Origin of the sequence: Thalassospira sp. MCCC 1A03138, assembly GCF_002115785.1 — a bacterium.
Classification (GTDB): Bacteria; Pseudomonadota; Alphaproteobacteria; order Rhodospirillales; family Thalassospiraceae; genus Thalassospira.
Genome location: NZ_JFJY01000003.1, coordinates 393,508 through 419,291, shown reverse-complemented (window position 1 = coordinate 419,291; position 25,784 = coordinate 393,508). Strand labels below are relative to the sequence as shown.

The 25,784-nt window shown below is 54.7% G+C and carries 21 protein-coding genes; 16 read left to right on the top strand and 5 right to left on the bottom strand.

Features of this window, described 5'->3' with window-relative positions; all coding sequences use genetic code 11:
- Positions 1 to 114 precede the first annotated feature (114 nt).
- Together TH468_RS09760 and TH468_RS09755 are read right to left on the bottom strand one after the other, a co-directional pair.
- Complete coding sequence (locus tag TH468_RS09760; RefSeq protein ID WP_168177112.1) at positions 115 to 1,203, bottom strand: helix-turn-helix domain-containing protein; 1,089 nt, start codon at positions 1,201 to 1,203, stop codon at positions 115 to 117.
- A gap of 261 nt (positions 1,204 to 1,464) precedes the next feature.
- On the bottom strand, positions 1,465 to 3,078 hold the full coding sequence (locus TH468_RS09755) for a GMC family oxidoreductase (protein ID WP_246832279.1): 1,614 nt from the start codon (positions 3,076 to 3,078) through the stop codon (positions 1,465 to 1,467).
- A 674-nt stretch (positions 3,079 to 3,752) separates the two neighbouring features.
- On the opposite strand from TH468_RS09755, the gene TH468_RS09750 reads away from it, so the two are divergent.
- Genes TH468_RS09750 through TH468_RS09735 form a run of 4 tightly spaced genes read left to right on the top strand, consistent with a single transcriptional unit; the run spans position 3,753 to position 6,296 of the window.
- Positions 3,753 to 4,052, top strand: a complete 300-nt coding sequence (locus TH468_RS09750) for a DUF2282 domain-containing protein (RefSeq protein ID WP_085643672.1) — start codon at positions 3,753 to 3,755, stop codon at positions 4,050 to 4,052.
- 58 nt (positions 4,053 to 4,110) lie between these two features.
- A complete protein-coding gene (locus tag TH468_RS09745) occupies positions 4,111 to 4,998 on the top strand; it encodes a DUF692 family multinuclear iron-containing protein (protein ID WP_168177111.1) in 888 nt (295 codons plus the stop codon).
- The gene (locus TH468_RS09740; RefSeq protein WP_085643613.1) at positions 4,995 to 5,744 is read left to right on the top strand and encodes a DNA-binding domain-containing protein; all 750 of its coding nucleotides are present in this window, start codon (positions 4,995 to 4,997) and stop codon (positions 5,742 to 5,744) included. The genes TH468_RS09745 and TH468_RS09740 overlap by 4 nt, the downstream gene beginning before the upstream one ends.
- A 3-nt stretch (positions 5,745 to 5,747) precedes the next feature.
- Positions 5,748 to 6,296 carry a DoxX family protein gene (locus tag TH468_RS09735; protein ID WP_085643611.1) on the top strand — a complete coding sequence of 183 codons (549 nt, stop codon included), beginning with the start codon at positions 5,748 to 5,750 and terminating at the stop codon, positions 6,294 to 6,296.
- Between the two features lie 2 nt (positions 6,297 to 6,298).
- Here the strand turns inward: TH468_RS09735 and TH468_RS09730 are convergent, their stop codons facing one another.
- The gene (locus tag TH468_RS09730) at positions 6,299 to 7,015 is read right to left on the bottom strand and encodes a GntR family transcriptional regulator (protein ID WP_085643609.1); all 717 of its coding nucleotides are present in this window, start codon (positions 7,013 to 7,015) and stop codon (positions 6,299 to 6,301) included.
- Between the two features lie 359 nt (positions 7,016 to 7,374).
- Between TH468_RS09730 and TH468_RS09725 the strand changes: the two genes are divergently transcribed.
- From TH468_RS09725 to TH468_RS09710, 4 genes are all read left to right on the top strand, one after another.
- The gene (locus TH468_RS09725; RefSeq protein ID WP_085643607.1) at positions 7,375 to 8,493 is read left to right on the top strand and encodes a TRAP transporter substrate-binding protein; all 1,119 of its coding nucleotides are present in this window, start codon (positions 7,375 to 7,377) and stop codon (positions 8,491 to 8,493) included.
- Position 8,494: 1 nt separating this feature from the next.
- Complete coding sequence (locus TH468_RS09720; RefSeq protein WP_085643605.1) at positions 8,495 to 9,091, top strand: TRAP transporter small permease subunit; 597 nt, start codon at positions 8,495 to 8,497, stop codon at positions 9,089 to 9,091.
- A 6-nt stretch (positions 9,092 to 9,097) separates the two neighbouring features.
- Complete coding sequence (locus TH468_RS09715) at positions 9,098 to 10,423, top strand: TRAP transporter large permease subunit (protein WP_062961362.1); 1,326 nt, start codon at positions 9,098 to 9,100, stop codon at positions 10,421 to 10,423.
- A 157-nt stretch (positions 10,424 to 10,580) separates the two neighbouring features.
- Positions 10,581 to 12,164 (top strand): gamma-glutamyltransferase family protein, encoded by a 1,584-nt coding sequence (locus TH468_RS09710; RefSeq protein WP_085643670.1) that lies wholly within the window; start codon positions 10,581 to 10,583, stop codon positions 12,162 to 12,164.
- A 58-nt stretch (positions 12,165 to 12,222) separates the two neighbouring features.
- Here the strand turns inward: TH468_RS09710 and TH468_RS09705 are convergent, their stop codons facing one another.
- The gene (locus TH468_RS09705; RefSeq protein WP_246832278.1) at positions 12,223 to 13,242 is read right to left on the bottom strand and encodes an aldose epimerase family protein; all 1,020 of its coding nucleotides are present in this window, start codon (positions 13,240 to 13,242) and stop codon (positions 12,223 to 12,225) included.
- 178 nt (positions 13,243 to 13,420) lie between these two features.
- On the opposite strand from TH468_RS09705, the gene TH468_RS09700 reads away from it, so the two are divergent.
- From TH468_RS09700 to TH468_RS09680, 5 genes are all read left to right on the top strand, one after another.
- A complete protein-coding gene (locus TH468_RS09700; protein WP_085643603.1) occupies positions 13,421 to 14,371 on the top strand; it encodes an ABC transporter substrate-binding protein in 951 nt (316 codons plus the stop codon).
- A 138-nt stretch (positions 14,372 to 14,509) separates the two neighbouring features.
- A complete protein-coding gene (locus TH468_RS09695; protein WP_085643666.1) occupies positions 14,510 to 16,015 on the top strand; it encodes a sugar ABC transporter ATP-binding protein in 1,506 nt (501 codons plus the stop codon).
- Between the two features lie 41 nt (positions 16,016 to 16,056).
- Positions 16,057 to 17,085: an ABC transporter permease gene (locus TH468_RS09690; protein ID WP_051682342.1), complete on the top strand. Its 1,029-nt coding sequence runs from the start codon at positions 16,057 to 16,059 to the stop codon at positions 17,083 to 17,085.
- Complete coding sequence (gene yjfF, locus TH468_RS09685) at positions 17,075 to 18,052, top strand: galactofuranose ABC transporter, permease protein YjfF (protein ID WP_062953028.1); 978 nt, start codon at positions 17,075 to 17,077, stop codon at positions 18,050 to 18,052. Before TH468_RS09690 ends, yjfF begins: the two co-directional genes overlap by 11 nt.
- 46 nt (positions 18,053 to 18,098) lie before the next feature.
- Positions 18,099 to 18,350, top strand: a complete 252-nt coding sequence (locus TH468_RS09680) for a hypothetical protein (RefSeq protein WP_139834677.1) — start codon at positions 18,099 to 18,101, stop codon at positions 18,348 to 18,350.
- 137 nt (positions 18,351 to 18,487) lie between these two features.
- On the opposite strand, the gene TH468_RS09675 is transcribed toward TH468_RS09680, so the two are convergent.
- Positions 18,488 to 19,237, bottom strand: a complete 750-nt coding sequence (locus TH468_RS09675; protein ID WP_007092507.1) for a FadR/GntR family transcriptional regulator — start codon at positions 19,235 to 19,237, stop codon at positions 18,488 to 18,490.
- 629 nt (positions 19,238 to 19,866) lie between these two features.
- Between TH468_RS09675 and TH468_RS09670 the strand changes: the two genes are divergently transcribed.
- The 3 genes from TH468_RS09670 to TH468_RS09660 all read left to right on the top strand — a co-directional run bounded on the left by TH468_RS09670 (position 19,867) and on the right by TH468_RS09660 (position 25,563).
- On the top strand, positions 19,867 to 20,640 hold the full coding sequence (locus TH468_RS09670) for an SDR family NAD(P)-dependent oxidoreductase (RefSeq protein WP_085643664.1): 774 nt from the start codon (positions 19,867 to 19,869) through the stop codon (positions 20,638 to 20,640).
- 66 nt (positions 20,641 to 20,706) lie between these two features.
- Entirely contained in the window at positions 20,707 to 21,696 is a 990-nt protein-coding gene (araD1, locus tag TH468_RS09665; RefSeq protein WP_085643599.1) for an AraD1 family protein, read from the top strand.
- Between the two features lie 276 nt (positions 21,697 to 21,972).
- Entirely contained in the window at positions 21,973 to 25,563 is a 3,591-nt protein-coding gene (locus TH468_RS09660) for a DNA-binding protein (RefSeq protein WP_085643597.1), read from the top strand.
- Positions 25,564 to 25,784 lie beyond the last annotated feature (221 nt).

Sequence of the window (25,784 nt, the reverse complement as noted above, 5' to 3'; positions counted from 1 at the left end):
GGCCTTCCAAACACAGCAAAACATATTCCCTGTTCAACGACTTCAAAAAACCCCTGACCTTTATTTGGTCAGGGGTTTTGTCGTTTCATGCCGGTCTGGTTGCGCGAAAGGCGGTTATACTTCCCGATGCCGTTCGATTTCACGTTCAAGAGCGCGAAGCCGGATCAGGTTTGATGCTGCATCGGCGGTTGTCGAGATCGCATCGCGTTCCGGCTGGCTCAATGATCTGGGAATTTTATCTATGACGCAGACCGACCCAAGGGCAAAGCCGAGCGGGTCGCGGACGGGGGCCCCGGCATAAAAGCGAAATCCGAAGGGCTCGGACAAGGCCGGATTGGTCGAAAAATGAGGGTCTTTCGTCAGGTCTTCGATAACTGTCAGGTCGTTTTCGTAAAGGGTTTTGTTGCAAAACGCCCAGTCGCGCGGGGTAGAGTCCCCTTCGAAACCCGTGCGGGATTTGAACCACTGTTCCGTCTGGGTTACCAGCGTGAACATGGCAACCGGCGATCGGGTGGCGAATGCGGCCAGATTGACAAGGTTGTCAAAGCTTGCCTCCGGGCCGGAGCCGACAAGGCCGGACTGTCTTACGGCTTCGAGCCGGACACGCTCGTTCCAGGGGAGCGGATAGCCCGTGGGGGCGGCTCTTTTCTTGGCTGATGCAGTCAGATGTTTGAGGATTGCAGCACTGGTGGCCGCGACATCGGGATAGAGGGGCAATTGGAGCCGCTCATGGCCGATGGGTTTGACTGCTTTTTCCGTGTTTTCCGTGTTTTCAACCGATGAGATGATTATTGTCTGCCGGAAGCGCTGATCAGCTTGCAGCTCGGCCAGCAGTTTCCTGTTGTTACCTGACGCGGCATTTTCAATAAGAACAAGCATCGGGCAGGTAAAGGAGAGCCATTTCCGGGCTTCCAGCGCGTCTTCGGTGACGTCCAGTAAAAGACCCGATCCCTTCAGGCCATGTGTGCGCCAGTCGGGAGCACGGCCTTCGCCCGCAAGGATGATGGCCCGGGCGCTTAGCGGCAGGTATTGTTCGGGCGTGTTGTGTTCCACCAGATCCATGACCGCCTGGCGCGGTATGCGACGGTGCCCGCCGGGGGTTTTCCATGAAGGGAGCTGGCCGCTTTCGACCCAGAGCTGGGCGGTGCGTATGGATACGCCCAGAATTTCCGCCGCCTTGGCTGTCGTCAGGATATCTTTCACATCAATCACCCATTTCTTATAAGCAATGAAATAGCAAAATCTGCCAAAAGTGCAAGAAATGGAAAGCTTGACGGGGCGGTTTGATCGTCGCGGGATTACTTTTGCGCCCTTCTGGCGAGGAAGCTTCCTTATGGCCGAAGGTTGCTGCCTGCGCGGTCTTTCCCGGTGCCGGTGGCGTGAGTGTGGATCATCAAAGGGCATGAAGGGTGTGAGGCCGGAAAAGAAAACCTTTCCGGCCTCACGAAAAGCAACAGCGGGGGGCTATGAGGGATCAGGGCGCTGTTGCTTTATTCCGGCGGCAAGTTGCGTATCGTGCGCGGCAAGGATCATGTCTGCAGCACGTTCGCCAATGACAACGCAGGGCGCCATCGTGTTGCCGGTCGTGATGCGCGGCATGATCGAGGCATCGGCGATGCGAAGATTTTCAATGCCATAGACTCTGAGCCGGGCGTCAACCACGGACATTCTGTCGAGGCCCATTTTTGCGGTACAGGATTGATGCCAGTATGTGACGGCCGAGTTGCGAACAAATTCGACAAGGCCAGCATGATTGCGTGATCGTGGCGCGGTTTCGCCGCGAACCAGCGGGGTGAATGCCGAATGGTTACCGATTTCGCGGCATAGTTCGACTGCGGCAAGGGCTGCTGTCATGTCTTCGGGAGCGCTTAGCGCATTTGGTTCGATAAGCATATTATCGTACATGGTCGGACCGGATAGGCGCAGCCGTCCGCGGCTTTTGGGTTGAGCCAGTCCGGCAAACATTGTCCAGCCATGTTCGGGTGATTCCAATTCTGCTTCGGCAGGTGAGGGAACGGGGAATTCAAGCTGGCATTGAAGGATGTCGGGCTGCTGGAGGCGGGAGTTGCTTTTCCAGTACACGGTTGCCTCGCATCCGCCGCCGCCGACGTCCTCGGGCTTGCGATATTCCCATGTACAGCCAAAGGCGATGTGATCCTGATGGTTTTGACCGACGCCGGGCAGGTGTTGACGTACCTTGATGCCGTGTCTGTTCAGCTCGTCCTCGGGACCGATGCCCGATTGCATCAGCACTTTGGGGGTGTTGACCGCACCAAGAGACAGGATCGTTTCGCAGGTGGCGCGGAACTGTCGGATTTTACCGTCGAGCATGACCTCGACACCGACGGCCTTGTTGCCGTCAAATATCAGGCTGGAAACAAGCGCGCCGGTCAGGACCGTCAGGTTTGGCTGGTGCATGGCCTTGTAGGTATATGACCTGAAAACGGACTGGCGTTTGCCATCCTTGATACGCAGATCGGCAATCGCCGCCCCGCCGGTGCATTCCATCATCCGCCCGTTCGGGCTATCGAATACCGGTATGCCCAAAAGACCAGCGGCATCGACCATGGTCTGTGCGATGGGTTGCGGTGAAGAGGGTTGTGCGACATAGGCCGGGCCGCCTTTGCCGCGGCGGGCCGGATCCGGTGTGCCCTGCCAGTCTTCGATGCGGCGATAATATTCCAGAACCGATTTATAGCCCCATTCCGGATCACCGGATTTGGCGGCGAAATAGTCCCAGTCCTCTTTGTGGCCGCGCGACCAGACCATCACGTTGATGCTTGATCCTCCGCCCAGTCCCTTGCCCATGCTGAGCGGCAATCTGCGCCCGTTGAGCGATGGGGCGCGTTGCCCCATGAAGCTCCAGTCACGTTCACTGCCAAGGTTTACGGGCCATTGAGAAGGTTCCATGACGGAGGGGGCGGTATCGTCGCCACCGGCTTCGAGCAGCAGGACGCGGATGTTTTCGCGTTCGGCAAGCCGTGCGGCAATGACGCAGCCGCTTGATCCCGCGCCGCAGACGATGAAGTCGTAATGCGAGCGCAGATTGTTGCGCAGTTCATTCTGGTTTCTAAGCACGTCTGTGTGGATCTGTATGTCTTCGCTGATCTGTTCATGTGAGCCTCCATGACACCGGGTTATGGCAAACAGGAATCTCCATAGGGTGCTGTGTAAAAAGAGGCAACATAAATTATCAATTTTATCAAAATTATCAAATTTGAAATAAAATTCCGTGTTGATGATCTGTGGTGCGGGGGAGGTTTTTGTCATGTCTGATGCAGGCGTCCGGCAGGAGGGATAAAACTGTGAAGTTGGTAGTAATTAATTGTTTTAAAATATTTTTATTTGGTGTGATCCGGCGTCACTTGATGGGTTTATAGTGGTCGTGTGAGGTGTTTGTTGCCAGTAATTGTGGCTATGGACAGGGGGGGGTGATAATCACCTGAAAGTGATAATAATGATGGAAATGAAATTGAAGTTCATCGGATTTTAGGGCGGCTGACGGCGCCTGATTTCGGATTCCCGATATCGGAGTCCGCTTATCCGCGTCGGAGATTCTGCGGTGCGAGTCCGGTATTTGTTCGACGCACGTGAGGTGATGATTTCACGCATCCGTGATGAAATGCCGGGAAACTCTCACACGGACTTGATGTTTCGTGTGCCGAAGTTGCAATGACGGTGATCCGTTCGCCTGTTACCAAAAAAGACATCGCCAGTACGGCGATCAGGTTTCACGCAACAAGGATGACATCATGAAAAACGCATTGGTTCTGGGCGCGGCACTCTCGGCGGCGGTTTCGCTTGCTGCGGTTGGTCAGGCGCAGGCACAGGGTGCCAAGGAAAAATGTTTCGGTGTATCGCTTGCCGGGCAGAATGACTGCGCGGCGGGGCCGGGCACCACATGTGCCGGGACATCGAAAGTTGATTATCAAGGCAATGCCTGGAAGCTGGTTCCGGCCGGGACATGTGCGGATATGAGCTTTACGACGGCGGATGGTCGTGAAGTGATGGGCAGCCTTGAGGCGCTTGAGCGAGATCTTCCGAAATCCTGATGTGATGATGCCGACCGGTCTGGCCGGTCGGCATATTCTTTTTTCCGGGAGGTTTGCGATGATTGGTAACCCGCATGGCGCCAGATTGCCCGACCGGGCCGGTGTCGGTTTCAAGGGCGCGCATGCCGATGATGTGATCGGCAAGCCAAAACAGGTCGACTGGTTTGAAATACATCCGGAAAATTACATGGTGGCCGGTGGGCCGCGCCTTGCGGTGCTTGAGGCATTGCGCGCTGATTATCCGATATCGATGCATGGGGTTGGATTGTCACTTGGCGGCGGGGAAAGGCTTGATCCCCATCATCTGGCTGATCTCAAGCGGTTGGTGGACCGGTTTGAGCCTGCGATGCTGTCGGAACATATTGCATGGTCAAGTCATGACGGGCTTTACATGGCCGACCTTTTGCCGACACCGATGACTCAAAAGTCGCTTGATCAACTGGTTGAGGCGATTGACGAGGTGCAGACGGCAACGGGCCGTAAAATCCTGATTGAAAATCCGACGTCCTATCTGGCGCTGCCGCAAAATTCGATCCCCGAAATTGATTTTATTACCGAAGCCGCACGGCGTTCGGGCTGCGGGCTTCTGATTGATGTAAACAATATTTACATTTCAGCCTGTAATCTGGGTTTTGATGCCAGCGATTATGTTGATGCGATCCCCGGTGATCTGATCGGGGAAATCCATTTGGCCGGGCATGAGGCGGATGCCAATAGCAATGAGAAGGTTTTGATCGATACCCATTCGCGCCCGGTGGCCGATCCGGTCTGGGATCTGTTTGATCGCCTGATTGCGCGCATCGGGGCGCGGCCGACCCTGATTGAATGGGATAATGATGTGCCCGACTGGGCGACACTTCGGGCCGAGGCGGCGCTTGCGGACTTGCACCTTGAGGGGCGTCCTCAGCAGTTTTCGGGTGCCGATCCCGTGCGGGCGGCGTCATGAGTGACGCAGGGGCCTTCCAGGCGGAATTTTCCCGCGCCCTGATGGCGGTAGACCCGTCGGCGCGGCCCATGGGCCTTGACCCGGAAATATCGGAACGGTTTGCGATTTATCGCAACAATGTGCATCGCGGGCTCGGTGATGCGTTAATCGCGGCCTATCCGGTGGTGGCGAAGCTGGTGGGTGAGGATTTCTTTCGGGCCATGGGGCAGGCGTTTTTCCAGGCCGAGAGGGTGCGCACCGCGTCGCTTGCGCTTTACGGGGCCGGTTTTGCCGATTTCATTGATGGTTTCGATGCGGCGGCGTCGGTGCCGTATCTTTCCGATATTGCGCGGCTGGAACGCGCAAGGCTGGAAGCCCTGCATGCGGCCGATGATGCGGTGACCACGGCGGAAATGCTGCAAGGCATTGTGAATGATCTGGCGTCGGTTGCCTTTGTACGTCATTCGGCCTGCTTTCTTGTGCGGTCCGGTTTTCCCATCCATGCGATCTGGCAATGCCAGCAGGAAGGGGCGGAAAAGCGGCCTATTGTGCAATGCTGGGAAAATATTCTGATCACCCGGCCTGACATGACGGTGCAGCAAATCCTGCTGGACGATGCCGGGGCGATTTTTGCAGGCAGGCTTTTGGATCAGGCACCGGTTGCCGATGCCTTTGCCGCCGCAATCGCCCGTGATCCGCAATTTGATGTGACATCCGCGTTCGCCCAACTGATAGCGGTCGGTGCGTTTGCCGGTTTGAGGGAGTGAAAAATGCAAACAGCGATCAAAAGAATGACCGACCTGCATGCCAGCCTGTTTGGTGGTCTGGAGGCGCGGACCGATGGCTGGTTCATCGGGCTTTCGGCACGGTTGTGGTTTGCCGCGATTTTGCTGCCTTATTATTTCAACAGCGCGATGACCAAGGTGGCGGGGGATAGTTTCCCCAGTGCCGGGGCGTTTGCGCAGATTGTGCCGTCGATTGCCGATCAGTATTTATATGACACCGCAGCCATTCCGTTTTTCCCGTGGCATATCATCGTGATTGCCGGGACTTTGGCAGAATTCATTTTGCCGGTTCTGATCGTTCTGGGCCTGTTTACGCGCCTCGGTGCGCTTGGCATGATCGGGTTTGTGGCGGTGCAGACCGTGGTGGATATCACGGCCCATGGTGCGGCGGCGGGCGCGCTTTTTGACGGCTTGCCCGATCAGTTGATTGATCAGCGGATGTTGTGGGTTTTTGTGTTGCTGATGCTGGTGATCAAGGGGGCGGGTAAATTTTCGCTTGATCATGTTATGGGGCGGCGTGCGCGCGACGGATGAGGTTATTTGGCGATCAGAAGCGCCTGATGGTCGCTTTCGGCGCGGAGTGTTGCCAGATATTCCTGACTGACGTCATGGACTGACATGATGTGGGCATATAGCAGTTCTTCGGCGGCCTTGTGATCGCCGCGCAGGATGGCATCGACGATGCCCTGATGTTCCTCGTGCGAGGAGGCGAGGCGCGGCAGGCTGTTGAACTGTACCCGGCGAAACGGGGCGACGCGCCGACGCACGGCCTGGGTGACTTCGACCAGAACGTCATTGTGCGTTCCGGCATAGATCGCATTGTGAAATTCACGGTTCTGGCTTTCGTAAGCCAGGCTGTCGCCCGCGCGCATGGCATGGGCCAGTTCGTGATGGAGTTCTTCCAGCGCGTGGCGCTCACCACTTGTCATGCGTTTGGCGGCAAGTCGCCCGCAGGTGCCTTCGAGTTCGGCCATGCTTTCAAACATCGCGGTCAGTCGTTCCGGCGTTGCAAGCGAGACATAAACTCCGCGATTGGGGATTTTTTCGGCAAGTTCGGTCGCGGTCAGCAATTGCAGGGCTTCGCGGACCGGGGTGCGTGACACGCCAAAGCGTTTTGCAAGCTGGGTTTCTTCGAGCCGGGCACCGGGAACAAGCACGCCGGTAACAATATCGTCTTCGAGGGACTGGCAGAGTTTTTGCGCAATGCCGACCGGTTCGGGCGAAGGTTGCGGGGCCTGCTGCAGATGGATCATGTGCCGTTTCGACCCTTTGATCTTGTTGTCGGTTAATGTTCCGGGGCTCTTTCGGGGCACCCTATACAACCGATGTATACATGATATTTCCCGTAAAATCCAAGCGCAACTGTCGCGTGCGGGATTCCGTCCCCGGCGATCATATGCAATATGTTCAATTAATATGCATATATGCAGTGCAGCAATTATATATGATTAAAAAATAAACAGTAAAATCGGGTATGTTGAGATCGTAAATCAGTTAAGTTATTGAAATTCAACAAATGGCACGTCGGTTGCACGGTGTATACACAATGCGGGCCAAGATCCGTTCGATGATATTATCCGCGTATTGCACTTTCTCTATCAGGGAGACACCGATGACCAACCTTAAAAGACGCGACTTTTTGACGAAGTCGGCATTTGGCACGGCAGCCGCCGGGGCGGCTGTTTTTGCCACGCCGCATGTTGCGCGTGCTCAGGAAACCTTCAACTGGAAAATGACCAATGCCTATGGTCCGGGTTCACCGTTTTACGTGACCGGCCCGGGCAGCCCGGAGGATTTCTGCAAACGTGTTACGGAAATGTCGAGCGGGCGTCTGAATATCCAGCATTTTGCGGCGGGTGAACTTATCCCGGCGCTTGAGGGCTTTGATGCCGTTCAGGCCGGTACGGTCGAAATGAATGCGGCCAATGCCTATTTCTGGGCGGGCAAGATTTTTGCCGCCCAGTATTTCACCACCGTTCCGTTTGGCCTGAACTTCCAGGGCGTCAATGCGTGGCTGTATCATGGCGGCGGGCTTGAGCTTTGGCATGAGCTGTATCAGCCCTATGGCCTGATTGCGTTCCCGATGGGCAATACCGGCGTTCAGATGACCGGCTGGTTCCGCGAGCCGATTGAAAGCCTTGATGATTTCAAGGGTCTGAAAATGCGTATTCCGGGCCTTGCCGGCAAGGTCTATCAGCAGATCGGGGTTGAGGTGAAACTGCTTCCGGGGGGCGAGATTTTCCCGGCCCTTGAACGTGGCGTGATTGATGCCGCCGAGTTTGTCGGCCCGTATCAGGACCGTCGTCTGGGTCTTCAGAAGGCCGCGAAATATTACTACACCACCGGCTGGCATGAACCGTCCAACGTGACCGAGCTTCTGATCAATCAGAAAGCATGGGAAAGCCTTCCGGCCGATCTTCAGGCGATTGTCAAAAATGCCGCACAGGCGTGCAACCTTGACAGTCATTCCTGGTGCGAGGCCAACAATGCCGCGGCCCTTCGTGATCTGGTCGAGAATGAGGGCGTTATCGCCCAGACCCTTCCAGATGATGTCGTCAACAAGCTTAAAGGCATCACCAACGACACGCTGGAAGCCGAATCCGCCAAGGATCCGCTGACCAAAAAGGTCCATGACGCATTCATGGCGTTCCGCGATACGCACCGTGAATGGGCGGCGGTGAGTGAAAAGCCCTATCACGGTATCATTTCATCCAAAGACGGGATGAGCTGATATGAATTCGACCCGTACTGAATCGCTGGCAGAACCGCTTCCCGACCGTGTGTTGGGGTATATCGTCGATTTTGCCGGATGGGCGGCCGCGTTAAGCGGTCTTGCGCTTGTTCTGGTGGTCGGCGGCAATGTGTTGCTGCGCTATGTGTTCAATACTGGCAGTGTCGCCATGCAGGAACTTGAATGGCATCTGGTCTCGCCGATTGCCCTTTTGGGGATGGCATATGGCATGCGGCATGGCGGCCATGTACGGGTCGATTTTCTTTATGACCGGCTAAGTGACCGGGCACGCGCGATGATTGATCTGTTTTCGGCGGTGCTGATGGTCATTCTTGGTGCGGCGATCATCTGGTTTGCCATTCCCTATGTGAACCAGTCGATCATGATGGGCGAGGGATCGCCCGATCCGGGGGGATTGCCTTATCGCTTCCTGCTTAAGGCATTTATCCCGGTCGGGTTCGGGTTGCTTTTCGTGCAGGCAATTGCGCAGGCCCTGATCAATTTCCGGCAGGTGACCGGGGCGACCCGGACCGCCAATGATACTGATGATGCTGGATACGCCACCCATAAAACCGCCACCGAAGTGCCTGGGGAATAATCGAACATGACTGGTAATGAATGGCTGGCCATTGGCATGGTCGGCGGCTTTTTCGGCTTCCTCGTGCTTGGGGTGCCGGTGGCGATATCGCTTGCGATTTCGGGTTTTGCCTTTGGCATTCTGGGATTTGGTACCGGGCTTTTTAACCTGCTGCCCGCGCGCATTTACGGGGTTGTGACCAACTATACGCTTCTGGCTCTGCCGCTTTTCATCTTCATGGGGGTGATGCTTGAAAAGTCGAAACTGGCCGAGGAACTGATTGATGTGATCGGCCATGCCATGGGCCGCCTTCGCGGCGGCATGGGGCTTGCGATTGTGATTGTCGGGGTTCTGATGGGGGCGTCTTCGGGCGTGGTCGGGGCGACGGTAGTGACGGTCGGTTTGCTGTCGTTACAGCCGCTGATCAATCGCGGTTATAACAAGGGGGTGGCGTGCGGTGTGATTTGCGCATCGGGCACGCTGGGGCAGATCATCCCGCCAAGCCTTGTCCTGATCCTGCTTGCCGATATCCTTGGTGAGTCTGTTGGGACGCTGTTTGCGGCGGCGATGGTGCCGGGGCTGATCCTTGCCGGGATGCTCGCCCTTTATCTTGTGCTTCTGGGGATTTTCAAGCCCGACATGGTGCCCGCGATCCCACAGGATGAGCGCGATGCACTCGCCACCCGTGACCTTATGCTCAAGATCGCCAAGGTCGTGCTGCCGCCGCTGGCACTGGTTTTTGCGGTTCTGGGTTCCATCGTCGGCGGGATTGCTGCCCCGACCGAGGCCGCATCGATGGGCGCGCTTGGCGCGTTGCTTCTGGCGCTGTTTACCGGGCGGCTTAATTTCGGGGTGATGCGCGATGTGTTGCGCGATACCCTGATCACCAGTGCGATGGTGTTTTTCATCCTGATCTGTGCGCAGCCATTCGGCCTTGCCTTCCGCGGGCTTGGTGGTGAGGGGCTGGTGCATGCCATGTTTGAATGGGTGCCCGGTGGCGACATGGGCAACCTTCTGTTCATGATGGCGGTGATCTTTGTTCTTGGGTTCTTTCTTGAATGGATCGAGATTTCCTATATCGCGCTGCCGATGTTTTTGCCGGTGTTCATGAATAGCGGCATCGACATGGCGTGGCTTGCGATCCTTGTGGCGATGAACCTGCAGACCAGCTTCCTGACACCGCCCTTTGGCTGGGCCTTGTTCTTCCTGAAAGGTGTTGCGCCAAAATCGGTATCGACCATGGATATCTATCGCGGGGTCATTCCGTTTATCGGTATTCAGGCACTGGCCCTTGTGCTGCTGTTCATCTTCCCGGAACTGACAAGCTGGCTACCGGATCTTATCGGCTGGTAGGCAACAGGTGGGTCCTGATCCGAAATATCAGGCGATTTGTCCACGATGTGAAAATCGCCTGATACCCGGATCATTTTCACGATAGATTTCAAAGAACAACAGGACATGCCGGACACACGGCATGCCAAAGATTTTTGCGCCATCAGGAGGCCCCGAAATGCTCAGAACCAGAACAAGCCTTGGCGGGATGGTCACAGCCCCGCATCATCTGGCTGCCCAGGCCGGGCGCGATGTTTTGCGCGATGGCGGCAACGCGGTCGAGGCAATGATTGCAGCAGCCGCCACCATTGCGGTTGTCTATCCGCATATGAATGCTGTTGGCGGGGATGGGTTCTGGCTGATTGCGGAACCGGGCAAGGACCCAGTGGCGATTCGGGCATGCGGCGGGGCGGCAGGGCTGGCTAGCCCGGCATTTTACCGTGACCTTGGCCATGACAAAATCCCGGCCCGCGGGCCGCTGGCAGCATTGACCGTAGGCGGGGCGATTGGCGGCTGGATGGAGGCCGCAAAAATCGCACGGAAACTGGGCGGGGCATTGCCCATCGCGCGCCTCGTTGCCGATGCGGTGCATCATGCGCGCACCGGGGTGCCGATCACGAAATCGCAGCATGAACTGACGCGCGACAAGCTGCCGGAACTTCGCGATGCGCCGGGGTATGTGGCGGCCTATGCCGCAAATGGCGTGCCCGAAATTGGTGATGTGTTGAAACAGCCGGCCCTTGGTGCAACGCTGGAACGGCTTGGTGCCGTCGGGCTTGATGATTTTTACCGGGGCGATATCGCGCGCGCCAATGCCAAGGGGCTTGAGGCGGTGGGAAGTCCGCTTCGGTTATCGGATTTTGAAGCCTATCACGCCAAAACCACCGCACCGCTTTCGGTGAAGCTATCAAGCGGCACCGTTTTCAATATGGTGCCACCAACGCAGGGTGCCGCGTCGCTGATGATCCTTGGTCTGTTTGATCGGCTGGGCGTGATGGTGGGCGAGGGATTTGATCATATCCATGGCGTGATCGAGGCGACCAAACGCGCCTTTATCAAACGTGATACCCATATCGGCGATCCAGGACGGATAGATATTGATCCGATGTCGCTTCTGAGTGATGCGATGCTGGATGCCGAGGCGGCGAAAATCGATATGAAAACCGCATTGCCTTGGCCGCATATCGCCAAGCCCGGCGATACGATCTGGATGGGGACGACGGATAAAAGCGGCACGGTTGTTAGTTACATCCAAAGCATTTTCTGGGAATTCGGATCGGGCGTTGTGGTGCCCGAAACCGGGGTCCTGTGGCAGAACCGCGGGGCGAGCTTTACACTGCATGACGGTCCCAATCAGCTCGGCCCCGGCCGGTTGCCGTTCCATACACTCAACCCGGCGATGGCACGGCTGAACAACGGCGATGTCCTTACATACGGCACCATGGGGGGCGAGGGACAGCCGCAAACCCAGGCGGCGGTATTTACCCGCAATGTCCTGTTCGGGCAGGATTTGCAGGCCGCAATCACGGCACCGCGCTGGCTGCTGGGCCGGACATGGGGGGCGGAAACCACGACCCTCAAACTCGAAAACCGGTTTGCCCCGGCCCTGATCACGCAACTTGAAAAAGCCGGTCATGCGGTCGAAGTCGTCGGCGATTTCGAAGACATGATGGGCCATGCGGGCGGCATTTTGCTGCGTGCGAATGGGGTGATGGAAGGGGCGACTGATCCGCGCGCGGATGGGGTAGTTGCGGCGCTTTGAGTTTGTTGTGCAGGTGTTTGAATAGCGAAAAGGCCCCGCAATTGCGGGGCTTATGCTGTCAGGAAAGCTCCCACTCGATCACATGCCGGTAAGTCTCGCCCGGGTTCAGCCACGGGCTCGGGAAATCCGGGCGGTTGGGGCTGTTGGGGAAGGTTTGGGGTTCAAGGGCGATGCCGCCGGATTTGTGCAGGCTTTTGCCGTCGGGCGTTTTCATCGCATCGGTGAAATGCTGCGATAGGTAGAATTGCAATCCGGCCTCGGTTGAGAACAGTTTCATCGTCCGGCCGCTGTCGGGATCTGACAGTGTGGCGATCTGTTTTAGCACGCCCCGCGCGCCATTCAGGCAGAAATTGTGATCAAAGCCCTGATCGGCATTCAGGAGGTTCTGCGCGATTACGGTGGGGTTCCTGAAATCGTAACCGGTTCCCGCCACATCCTTGCGCCCGGCAAGGGGGATCAGGCGATCATCAATCGGAAGATAGGCATCGGCATCGATTTCAAGGATATGCAGGGCAGCACACTTATCAAACCGCCCGGTCAGGTTCCAATAGGCGTGGTTGGTCATATTGACCGGACAGGTCTGATCGCAGGTTGCCGTGATTTCAAGGCGCAGGCGATTTTCGGCGACAATCGAATAGGTCGCGGTGGCCGCGAAATTCCCCGGATATCCCTGATCGCCATTCGGGCTTTCGAGGTGGAACGCGATTTTGTGATCGGAGTTTTGAGTAACCGACCAGTCGTGCCGGTCAAAGCCGGTGATGCCGCCATGCAGGTGTGTGGGGCCTTCGTTGGCGGCCAGTGTCACCCGGTCGCCATTCGGGCCGATATAGGCCGAATTGGCGATGCGGTTGGCATAGCGACCGCAGACCGCGCCGATATAGCTGTCATGGGTGGCGTAGGCATCATCATCAGGCAGGCCGACAGTGATATTGGTTTCCGTGCCGTCGTCATTGCGCAGCCAAAGCGCCCGTATGCGCGCCCCATAGGGCGAGAGCAGGATTCGCATTTTTGCGGTCCTGATTTGCAGGGTTCCTGCCGGTGCCGGGTTCATCGGGATTGCTGTCGGATTTTTCGACATGTCGCCTCATTTTATCTGCAAATAGCTGTTTTATTTAGACTTTGCGGTTTTTTCATCCGCTGTCAACCACGCTTTCTACGCGAAAGTGGGGAGGCGCATTTAGGCCGTTGAGTTCCTTCAAATCATATTGTATTACTATATGGCTTTTAGCAATAAAACAGCCTTTAGGGAGGAAATAATGAAAAGTCTCAAGCAGCTTGCGGTTTCGACGGCGGCCCTTGGTGTTGCACTTGGTCTGTCCTTTGCGGCACAGGCCGAAATGATGATCGGCTTCTCGCAGATCGGGTCGGAAAGCGGCTGGCGTACTTCCGAGACGGAATCAATCAAGGCCGAAGCGGAAAAGCGCGGCATTGATCTGAAATTCTCGGATGCGCAGCAGAAACAGGAAAACCAGATCAAGGCAGTCCGTTCCTTCATCGCCCAGGGCGTTGATGGCATTCTGCTGGCACCGGTTGTTGAAACCGGCTGGGATCAGGTGCTTCAGGAAGCCAAGGATGCCGGTATTCCCGTCGTTCTGGTCGACCGTGGGGTTGCGGCCGATGAAAGCCTGTATCTGACCAAGGTTGCCTCCGACTTCGTGGTGGAAGGCGCACTTGCCGCCGCATGGTTGGCGGCAGAAACCAACGGCGTTTGTGATGTGGTCGAGCTTCAGGGCACTGTTGGCTCGTCGGCTGCCAATGACCGCAAGGAAGGTTTTGAGTCCGTTGTCGGCAACTTCCCGGGCATCAGCATCATCCGTTCCCAGTCGGGCGATTTTACCCGTTCGGGCGGCAAGGAAGTCATGGAAAGCTTCCTGAAAGCAGAAGATGGCGGCAAGAACATCTGTGCGGTTTATGCGCATAACGATGACATGGCGCTGGGTGCGGTGCAGGCAATCAAGGAAGCCGGTCTTAATCCGGGGGATGACATCCTGATCGTCTCGATCGATGCGGTTCCCGATATCTTCAAGGCGATGGCCGATGGCGACACCAACGCCACCATCGAGCTGAACCCGCATCTTGGCGGACCTTCCTTTGATGCGATTGCCGCTGCCAAAGAAGGCAAGGAAGTGCCGAAATGGATCAAGGCCAATGGTCCGCTTTATCTGCCTGATACCGCTGCCGAAGAATACAAAATGCGCAGCAAGTAAGGCCGTTATCCGCAACCGTACGCCTTACCGTGCGGTTGGGGTGACGTAACTGGCGTGATGTCTGAACGCATCCTTGTCGATGGCAAGGGTGCGTTCGGCCACATCCGGCCAGCGAACATAAAGGGAGAGGGGCTATCCATGTCTGAAAAGACGCAATCCGTGCTGTCAGTACGCGGGGCGGGAAAATTCTTTCCCGGCGTCAAAGCCTTGCAGGATGTCGATTTCGATTTGCGATCCGGTGAAATTCACGCGCTTCTGGGTGAAAACGGTGCCGGTAAATCGACCCTGATCAAGGTGATTACCGGGGTTCATCCGCGCGATGCCGGAACCGTCCTGCTTGACGGGCAGGAAATCCATCCAAATCATCCGGGCGATGCACAGGCGCTTGGCATTTCGACGGTCTATCAGGAAGTGAACCTGGTTCCCACGCTGTCGGTTGCCGAAAACCTTATGCTGGAACGGCAAACCCTGAAATTCGGGTTTATTTCGTGGAAGAAAACCGAAAGCGACGCCAAGGCAGCGCTTGAAACGCTGGGTCTTGATATTGATGTCAACCGGCCGCTGGGTTCCTATTCGGTGGCGATCCAGCAATTGGTCGCGATTGCACGTGCGGTGGCACTTGATGCGCGGGTTCTGATCCTTGACGAACCAACCGCAAGCCTTGATGCCGAGGAAATCCGCACCCTGTTTCGCATCATGGGCGAATTGCGTGCCAAGGGGCTTGGCATTGTGTTTGTCACCCATTTCCTGGATCAGGTTTACGCGATCACGGACCGCATCACGGTTTTGCGCAACGGGCGGCTTGTCGGCACTTTTGTGACCAAAGAACTGGCGCAGATTGACCTGATCAATCACATGCTGGGCCGGGAACTGGCCGAGGTCAGTTCGCACCGCCATCAGGATGAAAGCAATTTCACCGGCAAGGGCCGCCAGATCCAGATCAAGAATCTGGGCAAGAAGCGGGTTCTCGAACCGGTGACGCTGGACCTTTCGGGCGGCGAGATTGTTGGTCTTGCCGGGCTTCTGGGGTCAGGCAGGACGGAGCTTTCGGAGCTTATTTTCGGGGCGAAAAAGGCCGATAGCGGCCTTGTGTTCCTTGACGGGGAGCCGGTGATGCTGCGGTCCCCGCGCCATGCCATCCGGTCGGGTTTCGGGCTTTGCCCCGAGGACCGCAAACAGGATGGCATTGTTGCCGAGCTTAGCGTGCGCGAAAACATCATGCTGGCGCTTCAGGGGCGGCGGGGCTGGTTGCGCCCGATTGCGCGCGCCGAGCAGCAGAAAACCGCCGATGAGATGATCAAGGCGCTGGGAATTGCAACACCGGACAGTGAAAAGCCCGTCGGGCAACTTAGTGGTGGTAATCAGCAGAAGGTCATTCTGGCGCGCTGGCTGGTGTCCAAGCCGATTTTCCTTATTCTTGACGAGCCGACACGCGGGATTGATGTGGGCGCGCATGCCGATATCATCAAGCTGATCAAGGAGCTTTGTGACGGGGGGCTGGCCCTGCTGGTGGCGTCATCGGAGCTTGAGGAAATCGTTGCCTTTGCTGACCGGGTGGCGGTGATGCGCGACCGCCAAAAGGTTTCCGAACTGACGGGGGCCGAAATCACGCAGGACAGGATCATCGAGGCGATTGCACGATGACCAGCTTGCAGGACAAAAAGAAATTACGGGAAAGCAGCACCATGTCTGCATCTTCTTTGCTGAGCCGGCAGTGGTTTGGCCCGGTGGCGGCCCTTGTGCTGATCATTCTGGGTATCGGGATCATATCGCCGGACTTTTTTGATATTCGCATTGTTGACGGTCATCTTTACGGGTCGCTTGTGGATGTGGTGCATCGCGGGGCGTCAACCGCCCTTGTCGCGGTCGGCATGGCGGTGGTCATCGGTACGCGGGGCATTGATCTTTCGGTCGGATCGGTGATTGCGATTTCGGCCGCGGTGATGGCGGTTCTGATCCGTGATACCGATCTGCATCCCGCCGTCATCATCCTGGCTGCCCTTGGCGCCGGGGTGTTGTGTGGGCTGTGGAACGGGATGCTGGTGGCCTATCTTGATATCCAGCCGATCATCGCGACCCTGATCCTGATGGTGGCCGGGCGCGGGATCGCGCAGATGATCACCGACGGGCAGATCGTGACCTTCCACGGGGCGTTTTTCGAAGGGATTGGCAGCGGTTATCTGCTAGGCATTCCGTGGCGGGTGATCATTGCCGCGGTGGTGATTGGCGCGCTTTACGCCGTGATGCGCAAAACAGCCCTTGGCCTGTTTGTTGAATCGGTTGGCGGCAATGCACGCGCCAGTCGGCTTGCGGGTATTGATGCGCGCGGGATCAAGCTTCTGGCCTATGCGATTTCGGGGCTGTGTGCGGCTTTTGCCGGGATCATTATTGCGGCTGATATTCGCGGCGCGGATGCGAACAATGCCGGGCTGTGGCTTGAACTGGATGCCATCCTGGCGGTTGTTATTGGCGGTGCGTCGCTGATGGGCGGGCGGTTCTTTATCGGCATGACGGTGATCGGGGTTCTGATCATTCAGTCGCTGACCACGGGGATTTTGCTGTCGGGTCTCCCGTCGCAATATACCCTGATCGTCAAGGCGGCGGTGGTGATGGTGGTTCTGCTGGTGCAGGCACCGAAATCACGCGAACTGGCGGGCAAGGCGTGGGAAAAGATCGGCAGCCGGAAAGTGCGGGGGAATTCCGATGAAAATTAATGAACGCTATTACCCGTTGCTCGCCACTTTGGCGGTGCTGGCCCTGCTTTATGGTTACGGGATTGCCGAACACCGTGCGTTTTCAGACACCTATGTTCTGGGTGCGCTTCTGACCGATAATGCGTTTCTGATCATTACCGCGGTCGGCATGACATTCGTTATCCTGTCGGGCGGGATTGATCTTTCGGTCGGCTCGATGATTGCCTTTGTCGGCGTATTGATGGCCGAACTGGTGACCGGGTTTGGCATGCATCCGCTGGTGGCGGTGGTGATTTCGATTGCGGTCGGAACACTATTTGGTGCCTTCATGGGGGTGATTATCGCCAAGTTCGATATCCAGCCCTTTATCATCACCCTGGCGGGGATGTTTTTCCTGCGCGGGATGTGCTTTTTGATCAACCTTGATTCCGTGCCGATTGATCATCCGTTTGTCGCCGATTTCAGCGGATTTAAAATCCCGCTGCCCGGTCGTGGCTGGATCAGTGCGGCGGCGTTGCTGATGCTGATCACGGTGATTGCCGGGGTGGTGATTGCGCATTACACCCGGTTCGGGCGCAATGTCTATGCCATTGGCGGGGACCGCCAATCGGCGGAACTGCTGGGCATTCCGGTGCAGGGCACGATCATCCGGGTTTATACTTTGTCGGGCTTTTTCAGTGCCTTGGCCGGTGTTGTTTTCGCGTTTTATACCGCGTCGGCCTATCCGCTGGCGGCGGTCGGGGTGGAGCTTGACGCGATTGCGGCGGTGGTGATTGGCGGGACGCTTCTGACCGGGGGCATGGGCTTTGTGGTCGGTACGTTCTTTGGCGGGATCATCATGGGGGTGATCCAGACCCTGATTGCGTTTGACGGGTCGCTTAATAGCTGGTGGACCAAGATCATGATCGGGGCGCTGCTGTTTGGCTTTATCGTGCTGCAACGCCTGATTACCCGGTCATTTTCGGGCATGCGGGCCGGGGCGGGGTGACCTGAAACTGGTCACGTCATAGCGTAAAATTCGGGCCGGGGCGGTGTTGCTGCTTCGGCCCGAATTGTTTTCAGGGGCGTTTATTCCGGCGGTCAGAATGCGGCTTTGCGATCCGGTTTTTTATGAAGTTATTTTTCATAATCAATCCGATTTTTCATTTTTGGTGAATAATGGATCGGCGACGGGGTTGGCGAAGATCGTGACCGTCCGTTTCGGACACAAAAAACCGGCTTTTATTTGTGTGAGGAATACGGGTTTTGGCCGTTATGAGACGAAAAACGGCTTTTTATTTGTATGAGGAATGCAAAAGGGGCCGTCCTGATGACAGCCCTGTTATTGTGTTTTTCCGCTGTCTGGGGGCGATGACATCGCCGGGTCCGTGAGGCAGGATCAAAGCGATATCCAAAGCGATATCACGGACCGGTCAAAGTAGTATCAAAGCCCGATCACGTCCCAGTCATGTTCGCTTTTCATGCCGAGCTGCTGGCGGAGTTGCAGCATGGTGCGGCTGAGCAGGTTGCGCATGGCTTCGCGGGCGTCGCCGGGTTCGCGGTGCGCGATGGCGCGATAGACCGCGAAATGGTCGGGCAGGGATTTGACATGCGCCTTTGGCCCGCCCGAAGACAGGCGGAACGAGCCGATGAGCGCGGTTTCAATCAGCATGCCGAACGATTTCATGAAATCATTGCCCGACGCATCCAAAATCGCCTGATGGAAAACAAGGTCGGTGATATAGACGGCCTCGGTGCCCAGTTCGGCATTTTCCATGCCGGTATAGGCCGCCTCGATGGTGGCGAGCTGTTCCTCGGTCGCGCGTTCGGCGGCCATGGCGGCGGTGTTGGGCTCGATAATCATGCGGGTTTCAAACAGGCCATACAGAAACGCCGGATCGGGATCGGGGAAATGCCAGGACAGAACATCGGGGTCCAGAAGGTTCCAGCTTGTGCGCGGTTTGACGCGCGTGCCGGTTTTCGGCCGGCTTTCGATCAGCCCCTTGGCCGAGAGGATTTTGATCGCCTCGCGCAGAGCCGTGCGCGAGACATCAAGCGATTCACTCAAGGCCGCCTCGGTCGGCAGGACATCGCCCGGTGCCAGTTTGCCCGAAACGATCCGTGATCCCAGATCATGGGCAACGATGCTGTGCAGGCTGCGTTTGGCATAGGTTCGTGACATGGACGATGGCATTCAAATTCCTCCGGTGCGGTCTTTTGATATCTGTGTAAAGCGGTGGCTGGGTCGGTGACCGCACTCTGACATTATTCATATAATATGAATTTATTTTAAGGGCAACTTCCGTGCGCCCGACAATGCCTTGTGCTGCAACGCATATATTTATTTCGGTGGCTGTGCGCCGCGGGTGATTGCACCCTATCGGAGGTGTCATTTTTATAGACCACTTATCACCAAATAAGAAGCAGTGAGTTTGGCATTGTCCCGGACCCGGATGTTGCCGGTTTGCGGCTTGACAGCAAGCCACATCCTGATAATTAATGTTATTGTATGAAGAATAAAAGAACAAGACTGTCAGGAGGAAGCGCCCCATCGTGCGGCAACGGGTATTGCAAACGGAGATCATAATCCGGCCCGAAAGATGCGCGATTGTGGATTTTCGCAAAATTTGCGGGCAGGCGGGCGATGTGTTTTGCATTTACCCGATCACCCGACGTGATGTGATGCGATGCCCCTTACGTACCCCTTATCGGGTGCATCCTGCCAGTTTGAACCCTGATCCCCGATCATGGCGTGCCGGAGGGAACCGGCACCCGGATCAGGGATCGGCACACAAAGACCAGATGACGGGAGAGCCGACGATCATGTCCGATCGCATGCCAACGAACTATACCAGCCTTGCCGATAAATCGGTTTTCATCACCGGCGGTGCCACGGGCATTGGCGAGGCGCTTGTAACCGCCTTTGTCGAGCAGGGGGCGAAGGTCGCCTTTGTCGATATTGCCGAGGAAGCAGGCCATGCGCTTGTTGAAAAGCTGGGCAAGACCGCGAAAAACAAGCCGCTTTTCATCACATGCGACATTACCGATATCAAGGCGCTTCAGGATGCGGTGGCAACGGCGGCCAAGGCCAACGGCCCGATCACGGCACTGCTGAATAATGCCGCCAACGATACCCGCCATAAATGGCAGGACGTGACGCCGGAATATTGGGATGAACGCCAGGCGATCAATATCCGCCCGTCGTTTTTTGCCATTCAGGCGGTCGCACCGATGATGCAGAAGGCCGGTGGCGGGGCGATTGTCAATTTCGGGTCGGTGAGCTGGATGATGGGGCAGGGCGGCATGCCGGGCTATACCACGGCAAAAGCCGCAACCCATGGATTGACGCGCGGCATGGCGCGTGACCTTGGCAAGGACGGCATCCGGGTCAATACGCTTGTGCCCGGCTGGGTCATGACGCAGCGCCAGCTTGACCTTTGGGTCGATGAAGCCGCCGAGCGCGAGATTGACGAACGCCAGTGCCTTAAAAACAAGGTCATGCCAAGCGACATCGCGCGCATGGCGCTTTTCCTGACCTCGGATGAAAGCCGCATGGTCACGGCACAGAACTTTATCGTTGATGGCGGCTGGGTCTGATCGCGGTCTGATTGACCGGAAAATACCCCCGATTTTACGAACAGAGACATTATCAGGACAGATTTCATGAGACTGGTTCAATACAAGGATACCGCCGGCGCGCAGCATGTGGCCGTGGTCGAGGATGCCAAAACCCTGATCCCGCTTAAGGCGGTTGCCTCCACGCGCGAGCTTGCCAGTATCGCGATTTCGCAAGGGGTGACGATGATCGAGGCGGCAAAGGCCCGCCTGGGCGACACCAACGTTGATTATGACGAAGTCGCCAAATCCGGCCGTCTGTTACCGCCGATCACCCATGCCGATCCGGCGCATTTCCTTGTCACCGGTACGGGGCTTACGCACCTTGGCTCTGCCTCCGCACGGGCGAACATGCACAAGGCCGATAACAAGGCCGCCGACGAAACGGATTCCATGAAGATGTTTCGCATGGGGGTCGAGGGCGGCAAGCCGAAGGCCGGCGAACAGGGCGTGCAGCCGGAATGGTTTTACAAGGGTGATGGCTCGGTCGTGGCCAATCCGGGCGCGGATATCCCAAGCCCGTCCTTTGCCCTTGATGGCAGCGAGGAACCCGAAATTGCCGCGATTTACGTGATTGACCCCGAAGGCAATCCGGTGCGCATCGGCTTTGCGATTGGCAACGAGTTTTCCGACCATGTGATGGAACGCCAGAATTATCTTTATCTGGCGCATTCGAAACTGCGTGCGTGTGCGATGGGGCCGGAACTGCTTCTGGGTGATCTGCCAAGCCATGTTGAAGGCACGTCACGGCTTTATCGCGATGGCAAGGTGATCTGGGAAAAACCGTTCCTGAGTGGCGAGGACAATATGTCTCACTCTCTCGCCAATCTTGAATATCATCACTTCAAATATGATCTGTTCTGCCGCCCGGGTGACGTGCATGCGCATTTCTTTGGCACGGCGACGCTTTCCTTTGCCGATGGCATCAAAACGCAGGATGGCGACGAGTTCGAGATCGAGGCCGCGCTTTTTGGTCGTGCGCTTCGCAATCGCCTCAAAACGCAGGCGGAACGCAAGGTGATGATCAGGTCGATCTGATTGATCAGATCGCCAAGGGATATCAGGGTTTTACCAAGGGGCCACGATAAAAGCCCCGTCTCCCTCCAGAGCACTTCGTGCCCCGGCTCATGTTATTGGGCCGGGGTTTTGTTTTTGGAGTGGTTTTTCTCATAGTCAATTCAGTAGCTGCTGATTGAATGGCGGGAATAATACCGGAACATTTTTCTGTATAAGTTGTGTTCGCTATTTGAGGTGATCATCATGAATGTTACTAAATAAGAACAAACTAAACTTCATCAGGGCTTGTAGTGGATTATGCTGGAAAAACTCTCCAAATTTTGGATGTCTGTAGTCAGTTGGTTCAAGAACTCTGTTCCAGACAATTCTGACTATGTCGATCTTGCGCCCACAGACAAAGCCGATCCTGACGGAATTTATTCGGACGCTCTGCTTCATGCGACCAAGAACCCGAATGTGTATAATATTGCTCTTACCGGGCCTTATGGTTCGGGAAAAAGCAGCATCATAAAGACCTTTCTCAAACGATATAAAAAATATTGGTTACTCAAAAAGCCAGTGCTGCAAATCTCTTTGGCCGCCTTCTTGCCGGAAGCGGCTGCACCCGATGGAGAAGTGACCAAGCAGGAGATTGAGCGAAGTATCTTGCAGCAGATGCTTTACGGGGCAGATGCGAATAGTCTCCCGCTATCAAGATTCAAACGCATTCGGTCGCCAAAGTGGTGGTCTTGGTTTGTGTGGCCGTTTGCTATTGTTGGAATGCTGGCGTGCTGGAAATTAATAGATCAGCGAGCCGCGATCTTGGATCTTTCGTTTTTTCAGCCACTAGATGAAACCAACTGGTTCAACCTAAGTTGTTTTAGCTTGGGGATGGTATTCGTTTGGCTGGTATTGCATCAGATATATGTCAAAAGCCTCGGAATTTCTTTAAGGAGCATTTCGCTCAAGGATATCGAGATCAAGCCTCATGCCACCGAGCAAGAGTCCATTCTCAATCGTCATCTGGATGAGATCATATATTTCTTCCAGTCCACGGACTACGATTTGGTTGTGATCGAAGATTTGGATCGCTTCAATAATTCCGATATTTTTGTGACCTTGCGTGAGATCAACAGTCTCATCAACGCCAACGCAGGTGTCAGAAGGCAGATACGTTTTCTCTACGCGCTCAGGGATAACATGTTTGTGAACACGGATCGGACCAAGTTCTTCGAGTTCATTATTCCCGTAATACCGATCATTAACAGCTCTAATTCAATTGATAAGATCATTGAACAAGGCAAGCGGTTATCTCTGGACAAGCGTCTAAATAGTCAGTTTTTGAAGGAGGTCTCGCGCTATCTCAATGACCTTCGCCTCATCCAAAATATCTTCAACGAATATGCCATCTACCGCAAAAATCTGGATACAAATGAAGAGAATATTCTCGATCCGAACAAGCTCCTTGCTGTTCTGATTTATAAAAATGTTTTACCAAGCGACTTCGAAGAATTGCACCGGGAAAAGGGTAAGCTTTCTGGGATACTCCGCAGGCATGGTGAACTTATCACCAAAGCGGAAGACCGCTGTAGGTTAAAGATATTAGAGCTTGAGCAGGATATTAGTGAAGTTGAAAGGCGAGTGCCATCCGATCTCGCCGAACTTCGCAAGATTTATGCTATGGCTTTGATAGATAAGCTTCCTCAGGGCTGCGCGTTTATTGAATTCAATGATGCCTCACATATCCCGATTCAATCTCTTTGGAATCATGAGAACTTTAACGAGCTATTGGAGAAGCAAGTAATTTTTTGCCGCTCACCGCAAAACCAACGACACCGCGTACCTCTCGCGGGCTTGCAGGAAGAAGTTAATCCCGACAAAACCTACAAAGAACGAAAACAAGAGATTGAGCACCGATCTTACGCACTCAGAAATAGTAACTATAAGGCGATCAGAGAACTAAGAACCACAATATCGTCTCTCAGAATGACAACATTCAGTGAAGTCATTCGAGCAGATACAGAAGGTGCAGAGGAACTATTTGATGTCTTTGGTGAAAACAAGGAGCTTGTCAAATTTCTCGTTTTTGAAGGATTTCTGGATGATTCCTACTATCAGTACACGTCTCTTTTCCATTCTGGTCGCCTCTCACCTAATGACAACAAGTTTCTGATTCAAATCCGGGCTTTCAATAATCCAGAGCCAGATTTTCAAATCGATAATCCGCAGGAAGTCATCGATGAGATGCGCGAAGACGACTTCCGTCGGCATTTCGTTCTCAACCTGATTCTTGTTGATTGCATACTGAGCAATCCAAACAAGTACGATCAGCAGATCACACGGCTCGTGGAATTTATTTCTTCAAACTTTGACGACTGTGATGAATTTTTCCAAACCTATTATGAAAGGGGAAAACGTATTTCTGAGCTGTTATCCGAACTGATTGGAAAATGGTCTGGATTTGTAACAACCGCACTCGAAAGCTCGGATAACGTCACTCATGTTGCAAGGTTTATCGCTCATCTACCCGAAGGGTATCTCACGTCTCTTTATCAAAAAGATGTCCAAATATCGGAATTCCTCTCGACGAATTTGTCCGAGGTTTTGGCGCGGGGAATTGATTTCAAGCCTGAGCGTCTCAAGCTGATTCCTTTCAATGCGCAAGAACTAAAGACTATCCGTCCATATCCGGCAGTAGCTCGGTTACTTGCCGATGAAGGGCTATACAAAGTTTCTATCCAAAATATTGAATTTATCTTTAGAGATGTATTGGGGTTGCCCTCCGTGGAAGAGCTGCAAACCAAGCACTACTCGACTGTTTTAAAAAGCGGCAACACAGTCCTGATCAACAAAGTTGAAGATGACTTCGAGCACTATCTAAAAAGCATTCTTCTCGCGCTTGAAAATAATACTGAAGAGGATGTTGCAACGATTATCAATGTGCTTAAGCACGACAAGATCGAAAGCGAACACCTTGAGGTATTCCTCGAAAAGCAATCAGCAAAGCTGCCTTCACTCGATGATATTCCACCGCGTTTTTATAAGCCGATATTCAAGTTGCAGAAGATCGAAGCATCATGGGAAAACTGTCTCGCGTTTATTACTAGCGAAGCGTTTGACGCTGAAACTCTCACGGAATTCCTGCAAACACATGATGCAGAATCCGAGTTATCTTCAATGCCGATTGACGGAGGTGACGCCACGCTGCCGTTGCGGAAATTCTTGTTCAATAATAATGAATTGGAAGACGGCTTTTACAGGACTTATGTTCGCGCACTTCCGAGAAAGTTCTCGCAATTTCCAGCCGATATCGGCCCAGAAAAATTGTTAATCCTAGTTGAGGAAGAAAAAATTATCTTTTCTGAGGCTGCCTTTTCCCATTTGGCAGATTACCAAGATTATCAGGTACTTTTCATTGTCAAAAATATCGATAACTATTTTGATATCAAAGACGAACTATCACTTGATGATGACTTCCATGAAAAGTTGTTGAATTCTCAGATAGTCGATGCTCAAAAGTTAAAAATCGTCGACGATATGGATTTAAACTTGCTTGCTGGTTTGCCAAGCCGTGCTTCTGTAATCGGAAACCTGTTTCATCGCACCGGCTTTGATATTAGTGGTTTGACGGCAGAGGCCGCTCAAGCATTGATCGTCAATACTGATCCGATCGAGGTGCAAGTCTCACTGTTTAACAAATGTCACAAGATTTTATCTGATGATCAAATCAGGCAGATATTAGAGCAAATGCCAGAACCCTTCTCTGACTTCAAACCGGGAGGGGGGCACCCAAGAATACCTATTACGGAATCTAATGTTGAATTGGTGACATGGTTGGATAGGCGCAAAATCATCTCATCTTGGAAAAAGCTATTTTCTAGTATTTGGGTTTACAACTACAGGTCGTGAAATGAGAACGAATATTGCCCAGCGCGACGTTACAGCACGGCTGAGACATGGATTCCCGCTTTCGCGGGAATGACGGGGTGGGGTGGTTTGGTTCGGCATGGCATGGCTTGGCTTGGCTTGGCATGTCATGATGTCGGGATGGCTTGGCGGTTCTGGGTGACTTGCGGGGCGGTTGGGGGCAAGCTGTGTGTGCGGCCTTGGGCTTTGCTTTGGGCTCCGTT

Bases quoted from the DNA above. Each gene is read 5' to 3' on its own strand.
- TH468_RS09670 (WP_085643664.1), top strand. From the start codon at position 19,867: ATGTCCGATCGCATGCCAACGAACTATACCAGCCTTGCCGATAAATCG.
- TH468_RS09740 (WP_085643613.1), top strand. From the start codon at position 4,995: ATGAGTGACGCAGGGGCCTTCCAGGCGGAATTTTCCCGCGCCCTGATG.
- TH468_RS09730 (WP_085643609.1), bottom strand. From the start codon at position 7,015: ATGATCCATCTGCAGCAGGCCCCGCAACCTTCGCCCGAACCGGTCGGC.
- TH468_RS09720 (WP_085643605.1), top strand. From the start codon at position 8,495: ATGAATTCGACCCGTACTGAATCGCTGGCAGAACCGCTTCCCGACCGT.
- TH468_RS09700 (WP_085643603.1), top strand. From the start codon at position 13,421: ATGAAAAGTCTCAAGCAGCTTGCGGTTTCGACGGCGGCCCTTGGTGTT.
- TH468_RS09660 (WP_085643597.1), top strand. From the start codon at position 21,973: ATGCTGGAAAAACTCTCCAAATTTTGGATGTCTGTAGTCAGTTGGTTC.
- TH468_RS09675 (WP_007092507.1), bottom strand. From the start codon at position 19,237: ATGCCATCGTCCATGTCACGAACCTATGCCAAACGCAGCCTGCACAGC.
- TH468_RS09705 (WP_246832278.1), bottom strand. From the start codon at position 13,242: ATGTCGAAAAATCCGACAGCAATCCCGATGAACCCGGCACCGGCAGGA.
- TH468_RS09750 (WP_085643672.1), top strand. From the start codon at position 3,753: ATGAAAAACGCATTGGTTCTGGGCGCGGCACTCTCGGCGGCGGTTTCG.
- yjfF (WP_062953028.1), top strand. From the start codon at position 17,075: ATGAAAATTAATGAACGCTATTACCCGTTGCTCGCCACTTTGGCGGTG.
- TH468_RS09690 (WP_051682342.1), top strand. From the start codon at position 16,057: ATGTCTGCATCTTCTTTGCTGAGCCGGCAGTGGTTTGGCCCGGTGGCG.
- TH468_RS09735 (WP_085643611.1), top strand. From the start codon at position 5,748: ATGCAAACAGCGATCAAAAGAATGACCGACCTGCATGCCAGCCTGTTT.
- TH468_RS09745 (WP_168177111.1), top strand. From the start codon at position 4,111: ATGATTGGTAACCCGCATGGCGCCAGATTGCCCGACCGGGCCGGTGTC.
- TH468_RS09695 (WP_085643666.1), top strand. From the start codon at position 14,510: ATGTCTGAAAAGACGCAATCCGTGCTGTCAGTACGCGGGGCGGGAAAA.
- TH468_RS09715 (WP_062961362.1), top strand. From the start codon at position 9,098: ATGACTGGTAATGAATGGCTGGCCATTGGCATGGTCGGCGGCTTTTTC.
- TH468_RS09710 (WP_085643670.1), top strand. From the start codon at position 10,581: ATGCTCAGAACCAGAACAAGCCTTGGCGGGATGGTCACAGCCCCGCAT.
- araD1 (WP_085643599.1), top strand. From the start codon at position 20,707: ATGAGACTGGTTCAATACAAGGATACCGCCGGCGCGCAGCATGTGGCC.
- TH468_RS09725 (WP_085643607.1), top strand. From the start codon at position 7,375: ATGACCAACCTTAAAAGACGCGACTTTTTGACGAAGTCGGCATTTGGC.